Raw genomic sequence first — 19,770 nt, 5'->3', positions numbered from 1 at the left:
CCGCTGTCGGTGCCGAGAGGTACCTTGGAGCCCATGGCCACGCCCACCAAGTCGACCGCGCGCGCTCGCTCGTCGTCGCGAGCGTCGCAGACCTCCGGCGTCACAAAGGCGACCAAGAAGCTGCCCGCGTCCCGTCAGCCCGACCCGGTCCCGGACGGCCCAGGGCCGTTCGTGACGGCGTGGATGGGGCTCGCGCACCTGACCGGGGGCGCGTTCCGGCTCCTGGGCAAGGAGTCCCTGGCGAAAGACGAGCGGCGAGACGGCGTGCCGTTCCTACTCGTGCTGCTCGCGATCGCCGGGGCCGTCGTCGAGTGGCTCAACCCGACCAGCCCCCTCGCGGTCGGCTTCGACGCCTACACCTTCGGCGGGCTCGTGGGGCGGGTGGCCTACGCCCTGCCGGTCATCATGATCCTCTTCGCGGGCTGGCTCTTCCGGCACCCGGCGTCCGTCCACGACAACACCCGCATCGGCATCGGACTGGGCCTGTCCATCGTCTCGATCAGCGCTCTGTGCCACATCTTCGGAGGTCAACCCGAGGCCGCCGCCGGGCTCCGGGCCCTCGCCACCGGTGGCGGCGTGCTGGGTTGGGTCGTGGCGTCCTGGCTCGTCGCTCTCGCCACCGAGTGGGTCGCGGTCCCTCTCGTCGTGATCCTCCTGGCGTTCTCGCTGCTCATCATCACCAAGACGCCGCCGAACCGCATCCACCGCCGTCTGGGCGAGCTCTACTCCTACCTCTTCGGCGAGACGACCTCGGCTGCGGACGGGGCCGACGCCGATCCCGACCTCGTCGACCTGGCCGAGTCCGAGTCGTTGCCCTGGTGGCGGCGGAACAAGGACCAGCGCGAGGACGACCCCGCATACGACACCCCACTCGTGAAGGCGGACGAGTCGTCCGCCACCGAGACGTCCGGACGACGTCGACGGAAGAAGCCCGTCTTCGAGCCGAGCGTGGACGACGCGGGCAACGCCGCCGCGGCGGGTGCGGCAGGCTCCGCCGCGCCGACGACGGCTCCGACCGACGTCTTCTCCGCCGACCTCCTCGGCGACCTCGATCGGGCAGAGGACGCCGTCCGTGCCCAGGGGTTCGACGTCCCGTCCGCTCAGCCCACCGCGTCGACCACGGTGCTCCCGGTCGTCCCGGCCGAGCCCGTCGGCGAGAGCGACGCAGCGGCCGACTTCCTGGCGGTCGACCCCGACGAAGCGGCACCGCCCTCTCTCGACGAGATCGACGACGGTGCCGAGAGCGCCCCGTATCGCCTCCCCGCCGCCTCGAGCCTGTCGGTCGGCGAGCCCGCGAAGGCCCGCAGCGAGGCGAACGACGCGATCGTGGCCGCCATCAGCCAGGTGCTCGACCAGTTCAACGTCGACGCCAAGGTGACCGGCCTCAAGCGCGGTCCGACCGTCACGCGGTACGAGATCGAACTCGGTCCCGGCGTCAAGGTCGAGCGGGTCACCGCCCTGACCAAGAACCTCGCCTACGCGGTGGCCTCCAACGAGGTCCGCATCCTGTCGCCGATCCCCGGCAAGAGTGCGATCGGCGTCGAGATCCCCAACACCGACAAAGAGATCGTCGCCCTCGGCGACGTCCTGCGGTCCTCAGCGGCGAGCAAGAGCGTCCACCCGCTCACGATCGGCGTCGGCAAGGACGTCGAGGGCGGCTACGTCGTGGCCAACCTGGCCAAGATGCCGCACCTGCTCGTGGCCGGCGCCACCGGGTCGGGTAAGTCCAGCTTCATCAACTCGATGATCACCTCGTTGCTGATGCGCGCCAAGCCGACCGACGTCCGCATGGTGCTGATCGACCCCAAGCGGGTCGAGCTCTCGATCTACGCCGGCGTGCCGCACCTGATCACGCCCATCATCACGAACCCCAAGAAGGCCGCCGAGGCCTTGCAATGGGTCGTCAAAGAGATGGACATGAGGTACGACGACCTCGCCAGCTTCGGCTTCCGGCACATCGACGACTTCAACCGCGCCGTCGTCGGTGGCGAGATCGTCCTCCCCGTCGGCAGTCAGCGCAAGCTCAAGCCGTACCCCTACCTCCTCGTGGTCGTCGACGAGTTGGCCGACCTCATGATGGTGGCTCCGCGCGACGTCGAGGACAGCATCGTCCGCATCACCCAGCTGGCCCGTGCGTCCGGAATCCACCTCGTTCTCGCGACGCAACGCCCCTCGGTCGACGTCGTGACCGGACTCATCAAGGCGAACGTCCCCTCGCGCTTCGCGTTCGCCGTCTCGAGCGTCACCGACTCGCGGGTGATCCTCGACCAGCCCGGGGCCGACAAGCTCATCGGTCAGGGCGACGGGCTGTTCCTCCCCATGGGTGCTTCCAAGGCCATGCGCGTACAGGGCGCCTGGGTTCAAGAGAACGAGATCGCCCAGGTCGTGGCCCACGTCACCCGCCAGGCGCGACCCGACTACCGCCCCGACGTCGCCGCGGTGGTCGAGAAGCGCGAGATCGACGGTGACATCGGCGACGACCTCGAGTTGCTCCTCGCGGCTGCCGAGCTCGTGGTCAGCACGCAGTTCGGTTCGACGTCGATGCTCCAGCGCAAGCTGCGCGTCGGGTTCGCCAAGGCCGGCCGCCTGATGGACCTCATGGAGTCGCGAGACATCGTCGGTCCGTCCGAAGGGTCGAAGGCTCGCGACGTGCTCGTCACCACCGAGCAGCTCCCCGGTGTGCTCGCGAAGCTGCGCGGGGGCGACGCGGCCTCCGACGCCGGCGCCGGCCGTGCCTCCTCGGGGTCCTCTTCCGCCGCGCGCGCCGACGCCGGTGACTACGACGGCGATCCGGTCGAGGCCATGACCCGTGGGTACGCCGAGGACGACGACGCCGGCAGCGAAGACGCCTGGCACCTGACCGGCAGGGAGTAGACCATGAGCCACGACGACGCCTCCCGCCCGACGGCACCACGCTCGGCCTTCTCGTTCCGAGGGCGGGTGGCCTCGAGAGGGCCCGGGCCCGCCAGCACCGGCAACATCGCGAACGTGATCACCGTCGTGCGCATACTCATGGCGCCGCTGTTCATCTCCTGGTTGCTGATCGACGACGGGGCCGACGGCTCACTCCGCGTCTGGGCCGCTGCCCTGTTCGTCGTCGCGATCCTCACCGACAGCCTCGACGGCATGCTGGCCCGTGGCCTCGACCTCGTGACCGACTTCGGCAAGATCGTCGATCCGATCGCCGACAAGGTGTTGATCGGTGGCGCACTCGTCTCGCTCACCATCCTCGGTGAGCTGCCGTGGTGGGTCACCGCCCTCATCCTCCTCCGCGAGGTCGGCATCACCGTCTACCGCTTCGCCGTCCTGCGGGACCGGGTGATCCCGGCCTCCCGCGGCGGCAAGGTCAAGACCGTGCTGCAAGCCGTCGCGGTGACGCTGGCGCTCTTCCCCCTCTGGAACGTCGTCGGAGAAGGCATGCACTGGGTCAACGGCGTGCTCATGACGGCGGCCACGGTCGCCACCCTCGTCTCCGGGGCGGACTACCTGCGCGTGGCGATGAAGCACGGACGGACCGCCGCATGACCGTGGCTGCCGACCTCGTGGCCGAGTTGACGAGCAGGGGGCTGACGGTCGCCGTCGCCGAGTCCCTCACCGGCGGTGCCCTGGTCGCCGAACTCGTGTCCGTGCCCGGAGCCTCGGCCGTCGTCCTGGGCGGGGTGGTCGCTTACCAGACAGAGCTCAAGCACACGCTCCTCGGGGTCGATCCAGGACTGCTCGCGCGACACGGACCCGTGCATCCCGACGTCGCCGCGTCCATGGCCGTCGGGGTTCGGGATCGGTTGGCCGCAGGCGGTCACCCGGCCGACATCGGTCTCGCGACCACCGGCGTCGCCGGTCCCGACCCCCAGGGCGGTCACGCACCCGGAACGGTCTTCGTCGGTATGGCGGTGCCCGGTGACGTCCGCGTCGCCGAGCTCTCGCTCGCGGGCGACCGGCAGGCCATCCGAAACGCCACCGTCTCCGAATCCCTCGCAGCACTCGATCGATGGCTGGTCGAGACGAGGGAATAGCCGGCGTTTCGGTCTCGTTACATCTCTCGAGTTCACAACAGGTGCACAGTCCCCGATGGCTACAGTCGTGGTCAGTCGGTCCGAGCACCACCCGCCGTCCCCCATCTGCAACCATCCCGGCAGATGGGTCGTCCCCGAAGGAGGGTCCCATGGTCCTGGTACGTCAAGAAATCGGCGACGTCCTTCGCGACTTCCGTCTGCAGAAGGGTCGCACGCTCCGTCAGGTCGCGAGCAAGGCCAGCGTCGCCCTCGGCTACCTCAGCGAGGTCGAGCGGGGTCAGAAAGAAGCGAGTTCCGAGATCCTCGCGTCCGTCGCGGACGCCCTCGAGACGCCCATCTCGGTCATCATGCGCGAGGTCGGTGACCGCATGGCCGTCATCGAGGGGCTGAACCCGATCCCCGACACGCTTCCGGACGACCTCGTCGCCGAGTTCGACTCCGACCTCGCGGTCCGCTGACCGTCCTTCGTCGCCACGAACGCCCCCGGCTCCCGCCGGGGGCGTTCGTCGTCCGGGGTACCCTCGTCTGATGCGCAAGAGCGAGTTCGCCCGGGCCGTCGAGGACGAGTTCGGAGAAGCCTACGGTCGGGTGGTCACCCGGCATCTCGTGATCCAGTCGCTCGGTGACAGGACCGCCGACCAGGCGATCGCGCAGGGCGAGTCACCCCGCGACGTGTGGCTCGCCCTCTGCGACGCCGAGGGCGTCCCCATGGGCCGTCGCCACGGTGTGGGGTTGCCCGAACCGACGGACTGAGGCGCAGTCCGGTCGGGCGTGTGTTCGACACGCCGAGGCCGATGGGTCGAACACCTGTTCGGACGGGTGGTAGCGTCCTCCACAAGGACGTGGACGAGCGAGTTCTGTACGTCGGGCCCCCACCGCCACTGCGATGTCGGAGGTGGCCCGTAGCGTTTCTCGCATCGACGTCCCGCGTCACCGGCACATGCCGGCGACACCAGCCTTGTCGTAGCGACGACGACCTTGCACCACCGGTCGGCGTCGACGCGACAGCCTACAGGCGCACGGACGACCACCACGAAGGAGAACGACATGCCCTCAGTTGAAAACCGCGAGAAAGCACTCGAGACGGCTCTCGCCCAGATCGACCGCCAGTTCGGCAAGGGCGCCGTCATGCGCCTCGGCAGCGACGAGCGTGCTCCCGTGGCGGTGATCCCCACCGGCTCGATCGCCCTCGACGTCGCTCTCGGCATCGGTGGCATCCCTCGTGGCCGCATCGTCGAGATCTACGGTCCCGAGTCGTCCGGCAAGACGACCCTGACCCTGCACGCCATCGCGAATGCCCAACGCAACGGCGGCATCGCTGCGTTCATCGACGCCGAGCACGCTCTCGACCCCGAGTACGCCAAGAAGCTCGGCGTCGACATCGACGCGCTGCTGGTCTCGCAGCCCGACACGGGTGAGCAGGCTCTCGAGATCGCCGACATGCTCGTCCGTTCGGGGTCGATCGACCTCGTCGTCATCGACTCGGTCGCCGCGCTCGTGCCGCGTGCCGAGATCGAGGGTGAGATGGGCGACTCGCACGTCGGTCTGCAGGCTCGACTCATGTCACAGGCATTGCGCAAGTTGACCGGTGGGCTCAGCCAGACCGGCACCACGATGATCTTCATCAACCAGCTGCGCGAGAAGATCGGTGTCTTCTTCGGCAGCCCCGAGACGACGGCCGGCGGAAAGGCGCTCAAGTTCTACGCGTCCGTACGTCTCGACATCCGCCGCATCGAGACGTTGAAGGACGGTACCGACGCGGTCGGCAACCGCACCCGCGTCAAGGTCGTCAAGAACAAGATGGCTCCGCCCTTCAAGCAGGCCGAGTTCGACATCCTCTACGGTGTGGGCATCTCGCGCGAGGGCAGCCTCATCGACTTCGGTGTCGAGCACGGCATCGTCCGCAAGTCGGGTGCCTGGTACACGTACGAAGGCGACCAGCTCGGTCAGGGCAAAGAGAACTCGCGCAACTTCCTCATCAAGAACGCCGCCATCGCTCAAGAGATCGAGCAGAAGATCCTCGCCAAGCTCGGAGTCGGCGGTGCCAAGCCCGTCGAAGCGCCCGTCGAGTCGATCGAGGCCAAGATCGCCGCTCGCAAGGGCGCATGACCACGCGCGACGACGACGCCACAGGGGCGGGTTCCGCTGTCGACGGCGTCGACAGCGGGCGGCTCGCGCCGGTCACGCCCCTCTTCGGTGTTGCGACCGGATCGTCGACGTCCGGCGAGAGGGTCGCTCCAGCGGCTTCGGACGCTCCGTCCCACGATTCCGAAGCCGTCCTGACGGCCATCAGCGCCCACTGGGTCGGCGACGCGTCCCCGCTGGCCTCGGAGGCCGACCACCCGTCCGCGCGAGGTTCTCGAGCGGGCGCGGCCGGTCGGCCCAAGGCCACCGGGTTCGACGATCAGCCCGACGACGGGCCGGAGGACCTCGAAGCGCAGAAGCGACGGGCGGAGAACGTCAGCCTGCACGCCCTCTCGCGCCGTGGTGTGTCTTCTCACGAGATGGAGAAGCTGCTTCTCTCGCGTGACCTCGACGAATCGGTCGTCGCCGACGAGATCGCTCGGCTCGAGCGGGTGGGCCTGCTCGACGACAGCGAACTGGCCGCGACCCTGGTCCGGTCGAAGCAAGAGCGCAAGGGGCTGGGCCGCGGGGCCGTCACGTCCGAACTACGCGCCCGTGGAATCGATCCGTCGATCATCGACGAGGCGCTGTCCGACACGGACGACGACGAAGAGCAAGAACGTGCCGACGAATGGGCTCGCAAACGGGCCGGTTCGTTGCGCGGGCTCGACCGCGAGACGGCGGAGCGTCGTCTCAACGGGTACCTGATGCGCCGCGGGTACCGCTCCGAGGTCGTGCGTCGTGCCATCGAGAAGGCCCTGCCTCGGGGTGGCAGCGGTCGGGGCGGCGTCCGCTTCGAGTGATCCGCTCGGGGGTGGCGGCGATCTACACTGAGTCACCATGACGACGGTCGCCACCACCAGCATCCCCTCGCCCGTCGACGGCCCGGCCCGCACGTACGAGGTCCGTACCTTCGGGTGCCAGATGAACGTGCACGATTCGGAGCGGTTGAGTGGTTCACTCGAGGCGGCCGGCTACGTGGCCGCCGACGGAGCCGAGGCCGACATCGTCGTCATCAACACCTGCGCAGTACGCGAGAACGCCGACAAGAAGCTCTACGGGACCCTGGGGACCCTCGCCGGCCTGAAGAAGAAGCACGAAGGCATGCAGATCGCCGTCGGCGGGTGCCTGGCCCAGAAAGACAAGGACGTCATCCTCGACAGGGCGCCGTGGGTCGACGTCGTCTTCGGTACGCACAACATGGGTGCCCTGCCCACGCTGCTCGAACGCGCGCGGCACAACGACGAGGCCCAGCTCGAGATCCTCGAAGCGCTCGACGTCTTCCCTTCGACCTTGCCGACCAAGCGCGAGTCCACGCACAGCGGCTGGGTCTCGATCTCGGTCGGCTGCAACAACACCTGCACCTTCTGCATCGTCCCCTCGCTCCGAGGCAAGGAGAAGGACCGCCGCCCCGGCGACATCCTCGCCGAGGTCGGGGCGCTCGTCGACGACGGGGCCGTCGAGGTGACGCTGCTCGGGCAGAACGTGAACTCGTACGGTGTCGAGTTCGGCGATCGACTCGCCTTCGGCAAGTTGCTGCGGGCCGTCGGCGCGATCCCCGGGCTCGAGCGGGTGCGCTTCACCAGCCCGCACCCGGCGTCCTTCACCGACGACGTCATCGCCGCCATGGCCGAGACGCCCGCTGTGATGCCCCAGTTGCACATGCCCCTGCAATCGGGGTCCGACCGGGTGTTGCGGGCCATGCGACGCAGCTACCGCAGCGAGAAGTTCCTCGGCATCATCGATCGTGTGCGCGCGGCCATGCCCGACGCCGCGATCAGCACCGACATCATCGTCGGGTTCCCCGGCGAGACCGAGGACGACTTCGCCGAGACCCTCAGGGTCGTCGAGCGATCCCGGTTCGCCTCGGCGTTCACGTTCCAGTACTCGGTGCGCCCCGGGACGCCCGCGGGCGAGATGGCCGACCAGATCCCGAAGGCCGTCGTCCAAGAACGGTTCGAGCGGTTGACGGCGGTTCAGGACCGCATCTCGGCCGAAGAGAACCGTCGCCAGGTCGGGCGTCCCGTCGAGGTCCTCGTGGCCACCGGCGAGGGGCGGAAGGACGCCTCCACCCACCGTCTCTCGGGTCGCGCCGAAGACAGCCGTCTCGTCCACTTCGAGGTGCCGACGGGTGCTGCCGTTCCGCGACCCGGCGACGTCGTCAGCGTGAGGATCACCGACGCCGCGCCGTTCTACCTGCTCGCCGATGCGGTCGAGGGTCCCGAATCCCTCTACGAGGTCCGTCGCACGCGGGCGGGCGATGCCTGGGACGCCGCGCAGGCCGCCTCGTGCGGGGTGCCGTCCGGGGGCGACGCGACCCGCGCCTTCTCGGCTCGGCCGGCGAGGGTGAGCCTCGGTCTGCCCACGCTGCGGGTGGCGACGACGCCGATCTACAGCACGACCGACGACCTCCGCTGACGTGCTGGTCGCGATCGTCGGAGCGACGGGCACGGGGAAGTCCGCCTTCTCGCTGGACCTCGCCGAGGCACTGTCGGCCCGGGGCGAGACGGTCGAGATCGTCAACGCGGACGCCATGCAGCTCTACCGGGGCATGGACGTCGGCACGGCCAAACTGCCGGTCGCCGAACGGCGAGGCTTCGCGCATCATCTCCTCGACGTCCTCGACGTCACCGACGAGGCGAGCGTCGAATGGTATCAACGCGAAGCCAGGGACCTCATCGACGGCATCGTCGCGCGCGGGGCGGTGCCGGTCCTCGTCGGTGGGTCCGGGCTCTACGTCTCGAGCGTGTTGTTCGACTTCCGGTTCCCCGGCACCGACCCTGCGATCCGGAGTCGCTACGAGGCGATCGCCCACGAGCAGGGGCCAGGGGCGCTGTACGACTTGTTGAGAGAGCGCGATCCGGCGTCCGCCACGTCGATCGGGCCCTCCAACGCCCGACGTCTCGTCCGGGCGCTCGAGGTCGGGGACCTCACCGGCCGTCCCCTCTCGGGAACGCTGCCCGAGAAGTCGTCACCGTGGCGGCCGTCGATCGTCTTCGGCGTGGCCGAGGAGCGCCCCGTGCTCGTCGAACGTCTCGACCGACGCGTCGACCAGATGTGGCGAGACGGCCTCGTCGACGAGGTGCGGGGTCTGCTTCCCCTCGGGCTCGAGCGAGGGGTCACGGCGAGCCGGGCGATCGGTTACGCGCAGGCCGTCGCCCAGATCCGGGGTGAGCTCGGCGAGGGGGACGCCATCGATGCCACGGCAGCCCTCACCCGTCGCTACGCCCGCCGCCAGGCGAGCTGGTTCCGCCGGTACGACGACGTCGAGTGGTCCCGCTCGGGCGACGCCCAGGCGGTCGACCGGGCCGTGGCTAGAATCCTGGGGTGACCACCACGCTGCAGTTCACCAAGGGGCACGGCACGGGCAACGACTTCGTCTTGTTCACCGATCCCGATGCGGGCACCGACCTGAGCCCTGCCATGATCCGGGCCCTGGCGGACCGGAGGTTCGGGGTGGGCGGGGACGGGGTCATCCGTGCGGTCCGCACGGCGGCGTTGTCCACCGAGGCGGGCCTGCTCGAGACCGAGCCCCGCGCCGAGTGGTTCATGGACTACCACAACGCCGACGGCAGCCCGGCCGAGATGTGCGGCAACGGCATCCGTGTCTTCGCGCGCTACCTCCTCGAGCGGGGGCTGGTGCAGCTGGGCGAGGACGACGTGCTCGTCGTCGGCACACGGGCCGGCGCGCGTGAGGTGCGTCGTGACGGCACGGGCTTCCGCGTCGACCTGGGGCCGTGGAGGCTCGGCGACGACGATCCGGTCGTGCGGGCGCGCGAGCTGCACGCGGCGCGTCCCGGCCTGCCGATCTCGGTGGGCAACCCCCACGTGGTGGTGGCACTCGCCGGCGACGACGAACTGGACGGTCTCGACCTGACCTACGTGCCGATCGTCGACCCGGCCCCGGCCGACGGGGCGAACGTCGAGTTCGTGGTCCCGGCGGACCCGCTCGTGGTCGACGGGCTGGGTCGCATCCGCATGCGTGTCCACGAGCGGGGCAGCGGCGAGACCCTGTCGTGCGGCACCGGTGCGGCAGCGGCCGCCCTGGCGACGCGGTACTGGGCAGGAGCCTCGGCACCCGAGGCCTGGTTGGTCGAGGTCCCCGGCGGCGTCGTGGGCGTGTCGGTGAGTCATCACGCCGATGGTGAGCACGTCTCGCTCAGTGGGCCGGCCGAACTGGTCTTCACCGGCGCGCTCGAGCTCTGAGCCGCGCCGGGGGCGGCGTCCAGACCTCGGCGAGAAGAGTCCGATCAGTCGGCGTCGGTGAGTCGCTCGGCGCGCAGTATCCGGTATCCCTTGCTGGTGGAGGCGCGGGTCACGTCCACGACGCCGGTCATGGTCTCGTTCATCCAGCGCTGCAGGGAGTCGGCCCCCAGGTTCTTCTGCACGACCAGCCACGCGTCCGACCCCGCGTCGAGGCGGGGGAGCCACCGTTCGAGCAGGGAGTGCAGCTCGGCCTTGCCGACCCGGATCGGCGGGTTCGACCAGATCGTCGCGAAGCGCAGATCGTCGGGAACACCGTCGGGGGTCACGGCGTTGACGTTCTCGAGGCCGACCGACCGCGCGTTCTCGCGCACGAGGTCGAGCACTCTCTCGTTCACGTCGACGGCCCAGACCGTCGCGTCGGGTGACGACAACGCGAGGCTCAGTGTGATGGGGCCCCACCCGCACCCGACGTCCAACAGATGGCCCGCCCTCGGCGGCGTCGGCGTGCCCCCCAGCAGGACCGAGGTGCCCGGGTCGACGCGGCCGGGGCTGAAGACGCCGGCAGCCGTGGTCAGGGTCAGCTCCCGGCCCGCGAGGACGACCTCGATCGTCCGGGGCTTGGCCGCGCTGCCGGGCTGGGGGGAGAAGTAGTGCTCGCTGGCCATGGTCGCCAACCTACCGAACATCGGGCAGGGCCTCGCTCCCTGCTCTCCGCACACCGAAAGGGTTAGTATCACCCCGATGACAGACCACACCACGACCCCGCTCGATCCGGAGCGGAACGACCAGCCCGACGACGTCGTCGCGCGCGTGCTCGATCGTGCGGCCCAGAGGGCATCCGGCTACACCGTCTTCTCGCCGGCTCAGGCCATCCAGACCCGCTCGTTGCACCACGACGGCGACTCCGACGGCGATCAGTCCGAGCGCGACGACCGCCAGGCCCTCCGCCGCGTGGCGGGCCTGTCGACCGAACTGCAGGACGTCACCGAGGTCGAGTACCGCCAGTTGCGCCTCGAGAACGTCGTCCTGATCGGCGTCTACTCGCAGGGGTCGATGGCGGATGCCGAGAACTCCCTCCGCGAGCTCGCTGCCCTGGCCGAGACGGCGGGGGCGGTCGTGCTCGACGGACTGCTGCAGCGACGGCCGAACCCGGACCCGAGCACCTACCTGGGCAAGGGCAAGGCCGAAGAACTGCGCGGAACGGTCGCGGCCCTCGGCGCCGACACCGTCATCGCCGACACCGAGCTGGCCCCCAGCCAGCGACGGGCCCTCGAGGACGTGGTCAAGGTCAAGGTGATCGACCGCACGGCCGTCATCCTCGACATCTTCAGCCAGCACGCCAAGAGCCGGGAGGGCAAGGCGCAGGTCGAACTGGCCCAACTCGAGTACCTCCTGCCCCGTCTCCGCGGTTGGGGCGAGTCGATGTCCCGCCAGGCCGGTGGACAAGTCGGAGGCGCGGGTGCCGGAATGGGCAGCCGCGGGCCCGGTGAGACCAAGATCGAGCTCGACCGGCGCCGCATCCACACCCGCATGGCCCGGCTCCGCAAGCAGATCAAAGAGATGAAGCCTGCCCGCGACGCCAAGCGGGCCAACCGTGACCGCAACGAGGTGCCCACCGTCGCCATCGCCGGATACACGAACGCCGGGAAGTCCAGCCTCCTGAACCGGTTGACGAGCGCGGGCGTCCTCGTCGAGAACGCGCTGTTCGCGACCCTGGACGCGACGGTCCGCAAGAGCGTGACGGCCGACGGTCGTCCCTTCACGTACGCGGACACCGTCGGATTCGTGCGGAACCTCCCTCACCAGCTGGTCGAGGCATTCCGATCGACGCTCGAGGAGGTCGAGGCGTCCGACGTCATCGTGCACGTCGTCGACGGGTCGCACCCCGACCCCGCCGCCCAGCTCGCCACCGTCCGTGACGTCATCGCCGAGGTCGACGGTCGTGACATCGCCGAGATCGTCGTCTACAACAAGAGCGACCTCGTCGACGACGACCAGCGTCTCGTCCTGCTCGGGCTCGAGCCGACGGCGGTCTTCGTCTCGGCACGGACGGGTGAGGGCATCGACGAGCTGCTCGCCCGCATCGCAGCCGTCCTGCCCGAACCCGAGATCGAGCTCGACCTGTTGGTGCCGTACGACCGCGGCGACGTCGTCTCCCACCTCCACGACTCGGGCCGCATCGTCAGCACGGACTACGAAGAAGAGGGCACCCGCGTCCACGCGCGTGTCTACCCGAGTGACGTCGCCGGGCTCACGCCCTACGTGGCTCCCGTGGGCGTGGGGCGCTGACGCCGNGGGGCGGGTCGCCACCGTCGAGAAGAGATCAGACGGAGCGCAACACGGCGACGACCTTGCCGACGATCTGCGCATGGTCGCCGACGATGGGTTCGAACGCGCTGTTCCGGGGAAGCAGCCAGGTGTGGCCGTCTCGCTGGCGGAACACCTTGACGGTCGCTTCGTCGTCGAGCATGGCCGCGACGATGTCGCCGTTCTCGGCGTCCTGCTGCTGCCGCACGACGACCCAGTCCCCGTCGCAGATGGCCGCGTCGATCATCGAGTCGCCGACCACCCGCAACATGAACAGTTCGCCCTTGCCGACGAGTTGACGCGGCAGGGGCATCACGTCCTCGATCTGCTGCTCGGCCGTGATGGGGATGCCGGCGGCGATCCGTCCGACCATGGGGACGTGAGCAGTGTCGCCGTCGTCACTCGTCGTGAAGACGGTGGCCGGGGCGACCGCCGGCGCCGTCGCGTCCACGAGGACCTCGAGGGCTCGGGGTCGGTTCGGGTCACGGCGGATCTTGCCGGCGAGTTCGAGCTGGTTCAGCTGGTGCGTGACGCTCGACAGAGACTTGAGGCCGACGGCGTCGCCGATCTCGCGCATGCTCGGGGGATACCCGCGGTGTCCGATGCTCTCGGTGATCGCGGCGAGGATCGACGCCTGCTTCGCCGTCAACTCCTTGCGGGGGAGGACGCCCGGATCGAGCTGACGGGGGGCGTCGGTGGCCGCCTGCGGGGTGCGCTTCGGGTCGCTCATGGGTCTCCTGCCGTCGATGTCGGTGGTCCCTGTTTGACTCCTACCACCGATCGAAACCGTATCCGATCGGGCGGTGTCGACAAAACACATGTTCGAGTGTGTCGCGTTATCGCTTCCCGATCCACAGCGATTCCCTCCTGTGATACCCGTCGCTGGGGTTGAAAGCCTCGGCAATCGAATGTATGTTCGGAACACGTCTTCGTGCCCGGCATTCCCGGCCGAGTGCCGGGCACGAACTCGTCCCCTGTCTTCCACGGTGAAAGGACCACCTCATGAGCGTCACCTCAGCATCAGCAGTTGTGTCCCCCGTCGACTCGACCCGAGTCGTGCGCACGCGTCTGCGCATCACCCGGCGGGGCCGCGCGGTCGTCGCCGCGCTCGTCGCGGTCCCGCTCGTCGTCGTGGCGGGTGCGCTCGTCCTCAACGGTGGCGGCGCCGTCGCGTCCGACACGACGGGTCGCGCGGACTTCCAGCACGTGACCGTCGACGGTGGCGAGACGCTATGGCAGGTCGCCTCGGAGATCGACCCCGACGCCGATCCTCGCGACGTCATCGCCGACCTCGTCTCGCTCAACAACCTGCCGAGCGCCGAGGTCTCCGCCGGGCAGAGCCTCGCCGTCCCCGCTCAGTACACTCGCTGAACTGCCGCCGCCGACGAGGTGGGTAGTCCGGCCCACGGCCATCGTGTTCGTTCGGTGGCGACCGACCCGACACACTGTCGGCCCGCCCGTACGATGGTGGGGTGTCCTTCAGTCTCGACGACCTGCCCATCCGTGACGACCTCCGGGGGCTGACGCCCTACGGCGCTCCCCAGAAGAAGGTCCCGGTCGCTCTCAACGTCAACGAGAACACGCATCCCATCCCCGAGGACGTCGCTCGCGACATCGTCGAGTCGGTGGCCCGGGCGGTCCTCGACGTCAACAGGTACCCCGATCGTGAGTTCACGACGCTGCGCGACTCGCTGGCGGCTTACCTCGGTCACGATCTGACCCGCGACAACATCTGGGCGGCGAACGGCTCCAACGAGGTCATCCAGCAGCTCCTCCAGGCCTTCGGAGGCCCGGGCCGATCCGTCCTGGGGTTCCCCCCCACGTATTCGATGCACTCGATCATCGCCACGGGCACCGGCAGCCGGTGGATCGAGGGTCGTCGTGACGAGGGGTTCCGCATCTCGCCCGAGACCGCGGTCTCCGAGATCGAGCGCACCCGTCCCGACATCGTCTTCTTCTGCGGACCGAACAACCCCACGGGCACCCCTCTCGATCTCGCCACGATCGAGGCTGCCTACGACGCGACGGACGGCATCGTCTTCGTCGACGAGGCCTATGCCGAGTTCATGCCGGCCGACCAGCCGACGGCACTGACCCTCCTGGCCGGCCGCGAACGACTGGTCGTGTCCCGCACGATGAGCAAGGCGTTCGCGTTCGCCGGTGCCCGGGTCGGCTACCTGGCCGCGCACCCGGCCGTGGCCGACGCGCTGCGTCTGGTGCGCCTCCCGTACCACCTCTCGTCCCTGACGCAGGCGGCGGCCGTCGCAGCGCTCTCGCACGCGAGCGAGATGCTCGCCATGGTCGACGACATCAAGGCCCAGCGTGATCGCATCGTGCACGAGTTGACCGAGCTCGGGTACGAGCCGTGGCCCACCTGGTCGAACTTCGTCCTCTTCGGCGGGGTCGACGATCCGACCGACGTCTTCGAGCGCCTGCTCGAGCGGGGCGTCATCGTCCGCAACCTGGGCATCCCGAACCACCTGAGGGTCAGTGCGGGCACCGAGGCCGAGACCACCGCGTTCCTCGAGGCGCTCCGCGACATTAGGCTCTCTTCGTGACCGAGACGACCCGCGCCGCCCGTACCGCTTCCCTCTCGCGCGAGACGAGCGAGTCCAGCATCGCCCTCGCCCTCGACCTCGACGGTTCGGGCCGATCGACGATCGACTCGTCGGTGCCGTTCTTCGACCACCTCCTGACGGCGTTGTCGAAGCACTCCCTGATCGACCTCGAGGTCACCGCGAAGGGCGACACGCACATCGACGTCCACCACACCGTCGAAGACATCGGCATCACGTTCGGCACCGCGCTGAAGCAGGCGCTCGGCGACAAGTCGGGCATCTCGCGCTACGGTGACGCGCTGGTCCCGCTTGACGAGGCCCTCGTGCAGGCGGTCGTCGACGTGTCGGGGCGCCCGTACCTCGTGCACACGGGCGAGCCGGAGGGGTTCGAGTACCACCTCATCGGCGGGCACTTCACCGGCTCGATGGTGCGCCACGTCTTCGAGGCGATCACCTTCCACGCCGGCATCACCGTGCACGTCCGCGTGCTGGGCGGGCGTGATCCGCACCACATCGCCGAGGCCGAGTTCAAGGCGTTCGCCCGGGCGCTCCGCCAGGCGGTCCAGCCCGACCCGCGCGTCAGTGGCATCCCGTCGACGAAGGGTGCCCTGTGACCGGCGCGCGTCCCTCCGTCGTCGTCCTCGACTACGGCAGCGGCAACGTCCACTCGGCCGTCAAGGCCCTCGAGTTGGCGGGTGCCGACGTCGAGCTGACGTCCGATCGCGCCCGGGTGCAGGCGGCCGACGGCCTCTTCGTCCCCGGCGTCGGTGCGTTCGCAGCCGTCATGAGCCAGCTCGAGTCCGTCCGCGGTGGTGAGCTGATCGACCGACGGTTGGCCGGCGGGCGTCCGGTCATGGGCATCTGCGTCGGCATGCAGGTCTTCTTCGAGGGCGGCGTCGAACGCGGCAACAGCACCGGTGGCCTCGGGGCGTGGCCCGGCGTGGTCGACGAACTGAAGGCCGACGTCCTGCCGCACATGGGCTGGAACACCGTCGACGTTCCCGAGGGCAGCGTGCTCTTCGACGGGGTGGCCGACGAGCGGTTCTACTTCGTCCACTCGTTCGCCGCACAAGAGTGGTCCCTCGACGTGATCCGACCCTTCGCCGAACCGCACGTCACGTGGGCCGACCACGGCGGCCGTTTCGTCGCCGCCGTCGAGAACGGCCCGCTCTGGGCGACGCAGTTCCACCCCGAGAAGTCGGGCCGGCCGGGCATCCGGCTGCTCTCGAACTGGCTCGGCACCCTCTGACCCCGGCGCGACCGACCCGATCGCGCCTCCTGACCCTGCGGTGCCCGGCGCCGTGAGAGAGACGACATGAGCGAGTTCTGCACCACCCCCGCCCTGACCCTGTTCCCCGCCGTCGACGTGGCGGGCGGTCAGGCCGTGCGCCTGACCCAGGGTGAGGCCGGCAGCGAGACGAACTACGGCGACCCGGTCTCGGCAGCTGACGACTGGGCGAGCCAGGGCGCCGAATGGCTGCACCTGGTCGACCTCGACGCCGCCTTCGGGCGCGGAGACAACCGCGCCGTCATCAAGAGGGTCATCAAGCAGGTCAAGGGCGTCAACGTCGAGCTCAGCGGTGGCATCCGCGACGACAAGTCCCTCGAGGACGCGTTGAGCACCGGCGTGAAGCGCATCAACCTCGGCACCGCGGCCCTCGAGAACCCCGAGTGGGCCGCCCACGTCATCGCCGAGTACGGCGAGGCGGTGGCCGTCGGGCTCGACGTCCGGGGCACCACGCTGGCGGCGCGGGGTTGGACCGAAGAGGGCGGCGATCTCTGGACCGTCCTCGCCCGGCTCGAAGAGGCCGGCTGTGCGCGCTACGTCGTGACCGACGTGACGAAGGACGGCACGCTCCAGGGTCCCAACGTCGACCTGTTGCGTCAGGTGATGGAGCACACCGATCGTCCGGTGATCGCCTCGGGGGGGATCTCGAGCCTCGACGACCTCGTGGCTCTGCGTGAGCTCGTGCCGCAGGGGCTCGAGGGCGCCATCGTCGGCAAGGCGCTCTACTCGGGAGCCTTCACCCTCGGCGCAGCCCTCGACGTCGCGTCGAACTGATGGCGACCGCGCCGGGTGGACCGGGGCACGCACACGATGTTCCCGGTCCCGGCGGAGACAGTGCCGGGCGGCCGTGGGCCGGGCGCACCTTCGACCATCACGACACGGCGCACGCCGGAGACGACGGGTCCGCCGACCCGGTCCTGCTCGACGCCCTCCTCGGGTTCCGCGAGGGGCGGCTCGGAGAGAGCGACGTCGTCGACGCCCTCCGTCCGGCGCGCCTGCTCGTGCCGTTGGTCGCCGTGGCGGGGGACGAAGGTCTCGACGACCACGGTCGCCGCGTCGACAAGACGCAGGAGCTCTCCATCGTCACGGTCTCGGGTCCGGACGGCCGGGACGTGTTGCCGGCCTTCACCTCGGTCGAGACCTTGACGCGTTGGCGCCCCGCTGCCCGACCGGTGCCGGTGGAGGCGCGGCGCGTGGCCCTCGCGGCCGCCTCGGAGTCGACCGACCGCATCGTGGTCGACCCCGGATCCATCACCGAGTTCGGTCTGCGTCGTCCGGCCGTCTGGGCCGTCGCGCAAGACCTCCCGTGGGTGCCGAGCCACCACGACGAAGACGTCCTGCGCGCGTTCCTCGACGCGTCACGTGACGAGGAGGCGCTGGTCAGCCTGGTCGTCGCGCCCGGCTATCGAGACGCCCGGCTCGGTGCCCCCGAGATCGTCGTCCAGCTGGGCGTGGCGCCGGGTCTGGACCGGGACGCCCTGCACGCGCTGCTGCAGCGACTGCAGGCGGCCTGGGCCGCCGATCCGGTGATCGCCGACCGGGTCGACAGCATGTCGGTGAAGGTCGTCCCGGGCTGAGGACGAGCCGTCCGTCAGGGTGCGGGAGCCGGATGGCCCCTGGGCGCGCGGGTCCCGGGACGCGTGGACCTGGGGGCGCACCGAGCAGGGGACGCGCGGGCCTGGGGACGCGCGGTACGGGGGACGCGCGGTTCAGTTGACGGGGCCGGTGTACTTCTCGCCGGGGCCCTGGCCGATCGCGTCGGGGATGGCCGACGCTTCCCGGAAGGCGAGTTGCAGCGATCGCAGGCCGTCGCGGAGCGCCCGGGCGTGCTGGTCGCCGATCTCGGGTGCGCTGGCGGTCACGAGTCCGGCGAGGGAGGTGATGAGCTTGCGGGCCTCGTCGAGGTCGGTCTGTCGCTGCGGGTCGTCGGCCAGGCCGACCTTCACCGCGGCGGCGCTCATCAGGTGGACGCAGACGGTGTTGATGACCTCGACCGCGTTGACGTCGGCGATGTCACGGGCGGCGTCGTCACCGAAGTGCAGATCGTCCTCGAACCGCGCCGTCGCGGGGGAGGTGTCGGGCGACGTGGCCGGTGCCGGATCGCCGAAGCGGGCGTCGGGAATGGGTGCGTCGTCGGGGGAGTGGCTCACGAACTGATCCTCTGCTAAACTCGTCCAGGCTCGGAGCGTCTGCTCCGTGCGAAAGTGGAGATTCTCCCACCCGCGCTTGACCGTTAGACAAGGTTACCGGGTTGTTGGCACCCCGTTCGATCAGCACCACCGTTCCACCTCGTTCCTCGTCAGAGGCATCGGGCAGACGGTGATCGAGCAGCCAGGGTGCGGTGTGATGCGTCGTCAGACGGTGCCCGCACGAAACTCCTCTTTCTCTGGCGAGGCCGTCCGGCCCCGCCAGATGCAGAAATGACGACAGAGGAGTTCCGCATCAGCGATCCCCGTACGAACGACCGTATCCGCGTCCCCGAGGTCCGCCTCGTCGGGCCCGCAGGTGAGCAGATCGGCGTCGTTCCCATCGCCATGGCCCTGCGTCTCGCCGCAGAGGCCGAGCTCGACCTGGTCGAGGTGGCCCCCAACTCGAAGCCTCCCGTGGCCAAGATCATGGATCACGGAAAGTTCAAGTACGAGGCTGCGCAGAAGGCGAAAGAAGCCCGTCGCAACCAGGCGAACACGATCCTCAAAGAGGTCCGCTTCCGCCTGAAGATCGACAAGCACGACTACGAGACGAAGCGCAAGCGCGCCGAGGGCTTCCTCCAGGGCGGCGACAAGGTCAAGGCCATGATCCTGTTCCGTGGTCGCGAGCAGTCGCGTCCCGACCAGGGTGTCCGCCTGCTCCAGCGCTTCGCCGAAGACGTCTCCGAGTGGGGCAGCGTCGAGTCGACGCCCACCATCGACGGCCGCAACATGGTGATGGTCATCGGCCCGCACAAGAACAAGTCCGAGGCCAAGGCCGAGGCAGAAGCTCGCAAGGCGGCCAACAAGCCGCCGAAGCACCCGACGTCCGACGAGGTCCCGGCCGATGCACCGGCCGAGCGACCGACAGAAGAAAGTAAGTAAGACATGCCCAAGCAGAAGACCCACTCCGGCGCCAAGAAGCGCTTCAAGGTCACCGGTTCCGGCAAGATCATGAAGCAGCAGGCTGGCATGCGCCACAACCTCGAGGTGAAGAGCGCCAAGCGCAAGGCTCGCCTGAACCAGGACCAGGTGCTCGCTCCCGCCGACGCCAAGGTCGCCAAGAAGCTTCTCGGTCACTGACCGCT

22 protein-coding genes are annotated in these 19,770 nt (G+C 69.4%); 19 read left to right on the top strand and 3 right to left on the bottom strand.

The window, feature by feature from the left end; all coding sequences use genetic code 11:
* Positions 1–33: 33 nt before the first annotated feature.
* The 10 genes from IFT79_RS00200 (at position 34) to dapF (ending at position 10,343) form a co-directional block, all read left to right on the top strand.
* Positions 34–2,874, top strand: coding sequence for an FtsK/SpoIIIE family DNA translocase (locus IFT79_RS00200; RefSeq protein WP_192122627.1), 2,841 nt, complete (start codon positions 34–36; stop codon positions 2,872–2,874).
* Between the two features lie 3 nt (positions 2,875–2,877).
* Positions 2,878–3,525 (top strand): CDP-diacylglycerol--glycerol-3-phosphate 3-phosphatidyltransferase, encoded by a 648-nt coding sequence (gene pgsA / locus IFT79_RS00195; protein WP_192122626.1) that lies wholly within the window; start codon positions 2,878–2,880, stop codon positions 3,523–3,525.
* Entirely contained in the window at positions 3,522–4,013 is a 492-nt protein-coding gene (locus tag IFT79_RS00190; protein WP_192122625.1) for a CinA family protein, read from the top strand. The genes pgsA and IFT79_RS00190 overlap by 4 nt, the downstream gene beginning before the upstream one ends.
* 149 nt (positions 4,014–4,162) lie before the next feature.
* Positions 4,163–4,471 (top strand): helix-turn-helix domain-containing protein, encoded by a 309-nt coding sequence (locus IFT79_RS00185; protein WP_043596680.1) that lies wholly within the window; start codon positions 4,163–4,165, stop codon positions 4,469–4,471.
* Positions 4,472–4,541: 70 nt separating this feature from the next.
* On the top strand, positions 4,542–4,766 hold the full coding sequence (locus tag IFT79_RS00180; RefSeq protein WP_192122624.1) for a DUF3046 domain-containing protein: 225 nt from the start codon (positions 4,542–4,544) through the stop codon (positions 4,764–4,766).
* A 294-nt stretch (positions 4,767–5,060) separates the two neighbouring features.
* Positions 5,061–6,122, top strand: a complete 1,062-nt coding sequence (gene recA / locus IFT79_RS00175) for a recombinase RecA (protein WP_056048091.1) — start codon at positions 5,061–5,063, stop codon at positions 6,120–6,122.
* Positions 6,119–6,940: a regulatory protein RecX gene (locus IFT79_RS00170; RefSeq protein WP_192122623.1), complete on the top strand. Its 822-nt coding sequence runs from the start codon at positions 6,119–6,121 to the stop codon at positions 6,938–6,940. The genes recA and IFT79_RS00170 overlap by 4 nt, the downstream gene beginning before the upstream one ends.
* A gap of 37 nt (positions 6,941–6,977) precedes the next feature.
* A complete protein-coding gene (gene miaB / locus IFT79_RS00165; protein ID WP_192122622.1) occupies positions 6,978–8,555 on the top strand; it encodes a tRNA (N6-isopentenyl adenosine(37)-C2)-methylthiotransferase MiaB in 1,578 nt (525 codons plus the stop codon).
* 1 nt (position 8,556) lies between these two features.
* Positions 8,557–9,468, top strand: coding sequence for a tRNA (adenosine(37)-N6)-dimethylallyltransferase MiaA (gene miaA, locus IFT79_RS00160; protein WP_192122621.1), 912 nt, complete (start codon positions 8,557–8,559; stop codon positions 9,466–9,468).
* Positions 9,465–10,343, top strand: a complete 879-nt coding sequence (gene dapF, locus IFT79_RS00155) for a diaminopimelate epimerase (RefSeq protein ID WP_056048080.1) — start codon at positions 9,465–9,467, stop codon at positions 10,341–10,343. The genes miaA and dapF overlap by 4 nt, the downstream gene beginning before the upstream one ends.
* Before the next feature lie 44 nt (positions 10,344–10,387).
* Here dapF and IFT79_RS00150 read toward each other — a convergent pair whose 3' ends face one another.
* Positions 10,388–11,008, bottom strand: a complete 621-nt coding sequence (locus IFT79_RS00150; protein ID WP_123571781.1) for a class I SAM-dependent methyltransferase — start codon at positions 11,006–11,008, stop codon at positions 10,388–10,390.
* Positions 11,009–11,084: 76 nt separating this feature from the next.
* Between IFT79_RS00150 and hflX the strand changes: the two genes are divergently transcribed.
* Positions 11,085–12,632 carry a GTPase HflX gene (gene hflX, locus IFT79_RS00145; protein ID WP_123571780.1) on the top strand — a complete coding sequence of 516 codons (1,548 nt, stop codon included), beginning with the start codon at positions 11,085–11,087 and terminating at the stop codon, positions 12,630–12,632.
* A 34-nt stretch (positions 12,633–12,666) separates the two neighbouring features.
* Here the strand turns inward: hflX and lexA are convergent, their stop codons facing one another.
* Entirely contained in the window at positions 12,667–13,380 is a 714-nt protein-coding gene (gene lexA / locus IFT79_RS00140; RefSeq protein ID WP_192122620.1) for a transcriptional repressor LexA, read from the bottom strand.
* Between the two features lie 272 nt (positions 13,381–13,652).
* Between lexA and IFT79_RS00135 the strand changes: the two genes are divergently transcribed.
* The 6 genes from IFT79_RS00135 (at position 13,653) to IFT79_RS00110 (ending at position 18,073) form a co-directional block, all read left to right on the top strand.
* Positions 13,653–14,021 carry a hypothetical protein gene (locus IFT79_RS00135; protein ID WP_159826802.1) on the top strand — a complete coding sequence of 123 codons (369 nt, stop codon included), beginning with the start codon at positions 13,653–13,655 and terminating at the stop codon, positions 14,019–14,021.
* Between the two features lie 101 nt (positions 14,022–14,122).
* Positions 14,123–15,208: a histidinol-phosphate transaminase gene (locus tag IFT79_RS00130; protein ID WP_056048069.1), complete on the top strand. Its 1,086-nt coding sequence runs from the start codon at positions 14,123–14,125 to the stop codon at positions 15,206–15,208.
* Positions 15,205–15,822 carry an imidazoleglycerol-phosphate dehydratase HisB gene (gene hisB, locus IFT79_RS00125; protein ID WP_056048065.1) on the top strand — a complete coding sequence of 206 codons (618 nt, stop codon included), beginning with the start codon at positions 15,205–15,207 and terminating at the stop codon, positions 15,820–15,822. Before IFT79_RS00130 ends, hisB begins: the two co-directional genes overlap by 4 nt.
* A complete protein-coding gene (gene hisH, locus IFT79_RS00120; protein WP_192122619.1) occupies positions 15,819–16,457 on the top strand; it encodes an imidazole glycerol phosphate synthase subunit HisH in 639 nt (212 codons plus the stop codon). Before hisB ends, hisH begins: the two co-directional genes overlap by 4 nt.
* A 66-nt stretch (positions 16,458–16,523) precedes the next feature.
* Positions 16,524–17,270 (top strand): bifunctional 1-(5-phosphoribosyl)-5-((5-phosphoribosylamino)methylideneamino)imidazole-4-carboxamide isomerase/phosphoribosylanthranilate isomerase PriA, encoded by a 747-nt coding sequence (priA, locus tag IFT79_RS00115; RefSeq protein ID WP_043596701.1) that lies wholly within the window; start codon positions 16,524–16,526, stop codon positions 17,268–17,270.
* Positions 17,270–18,073 (top strand): SseB family protein, encoded by an 804-nt coding sequence (locus IFT79_RS00110; RefSeq protein ID WP_192122618.1) that lies wholly within the window; start codon positions 17,270–17,272, stop codon positions 18,071–18,073. The genes priA and IFT79_RS00110 overlap by 1 nt, the downstream gene beginning before the upstream one ends.
* A gap of 132 nt (positions 18,074–18,205) precedes the next feature.
* On the opposite strand, the gene IFT79_RS00105 is transcribed toward IFT79_RS00110, so the two are convergent.
* Positions 18,206–18,538 (bottom strand): DUF1844 domain-containing protein, encoded by a 333-nt coding sequence (locus IFT79_RS00105; protein ID WP_043596743.1) that lies wholly within the window; start codon positions 18,536–18,538, stop codon positions 18,206–18,208.
* Between the two features lie 378 nt (positions 18,539–18,916).
* Here IFT79_RS00105 and infC point away from each other — a divergent pair, with 378 nt between their 5' ends.
* Positions 18,917–19,567, top strand: coding sequence for a translation initiation factor IF-3 (infC, locus tag IFT79_RS00100; protein ID WP_082060163.1), 651 nt, complete (start codon positions 18,917–18,919; stop codon positions 19,565–19,567).
* A 3-nt stretch (positions 19,568–19,570) separates the two neighbouring features.
* Entirely contained in the window at positions 19,571–19,765 is a 195-nt protein-coding gene (gene rpmI, locus IFT79_RS00095; protein ID WP_043596704.1) for a 50S ribosomal protein L35, read from the top strand.
* Positions 19,766–19,770 lie beyond the last annotated feature (5 nt).

Source organism: Frigoribacterium sp. CFBP 8759 (genome assembly GCF_014841655.1).
Classification (GTDB): Bacteria; Actinomycetota; Actinomycetes; order Actinomycetales; family Microbacteriaceae; genus Frigoribacterium.
The sequence above is the reverse complement of the archived record's forward strand: the minus strand, read 5'-3'. Positions and strand labels throughout refer to the sequence as shown.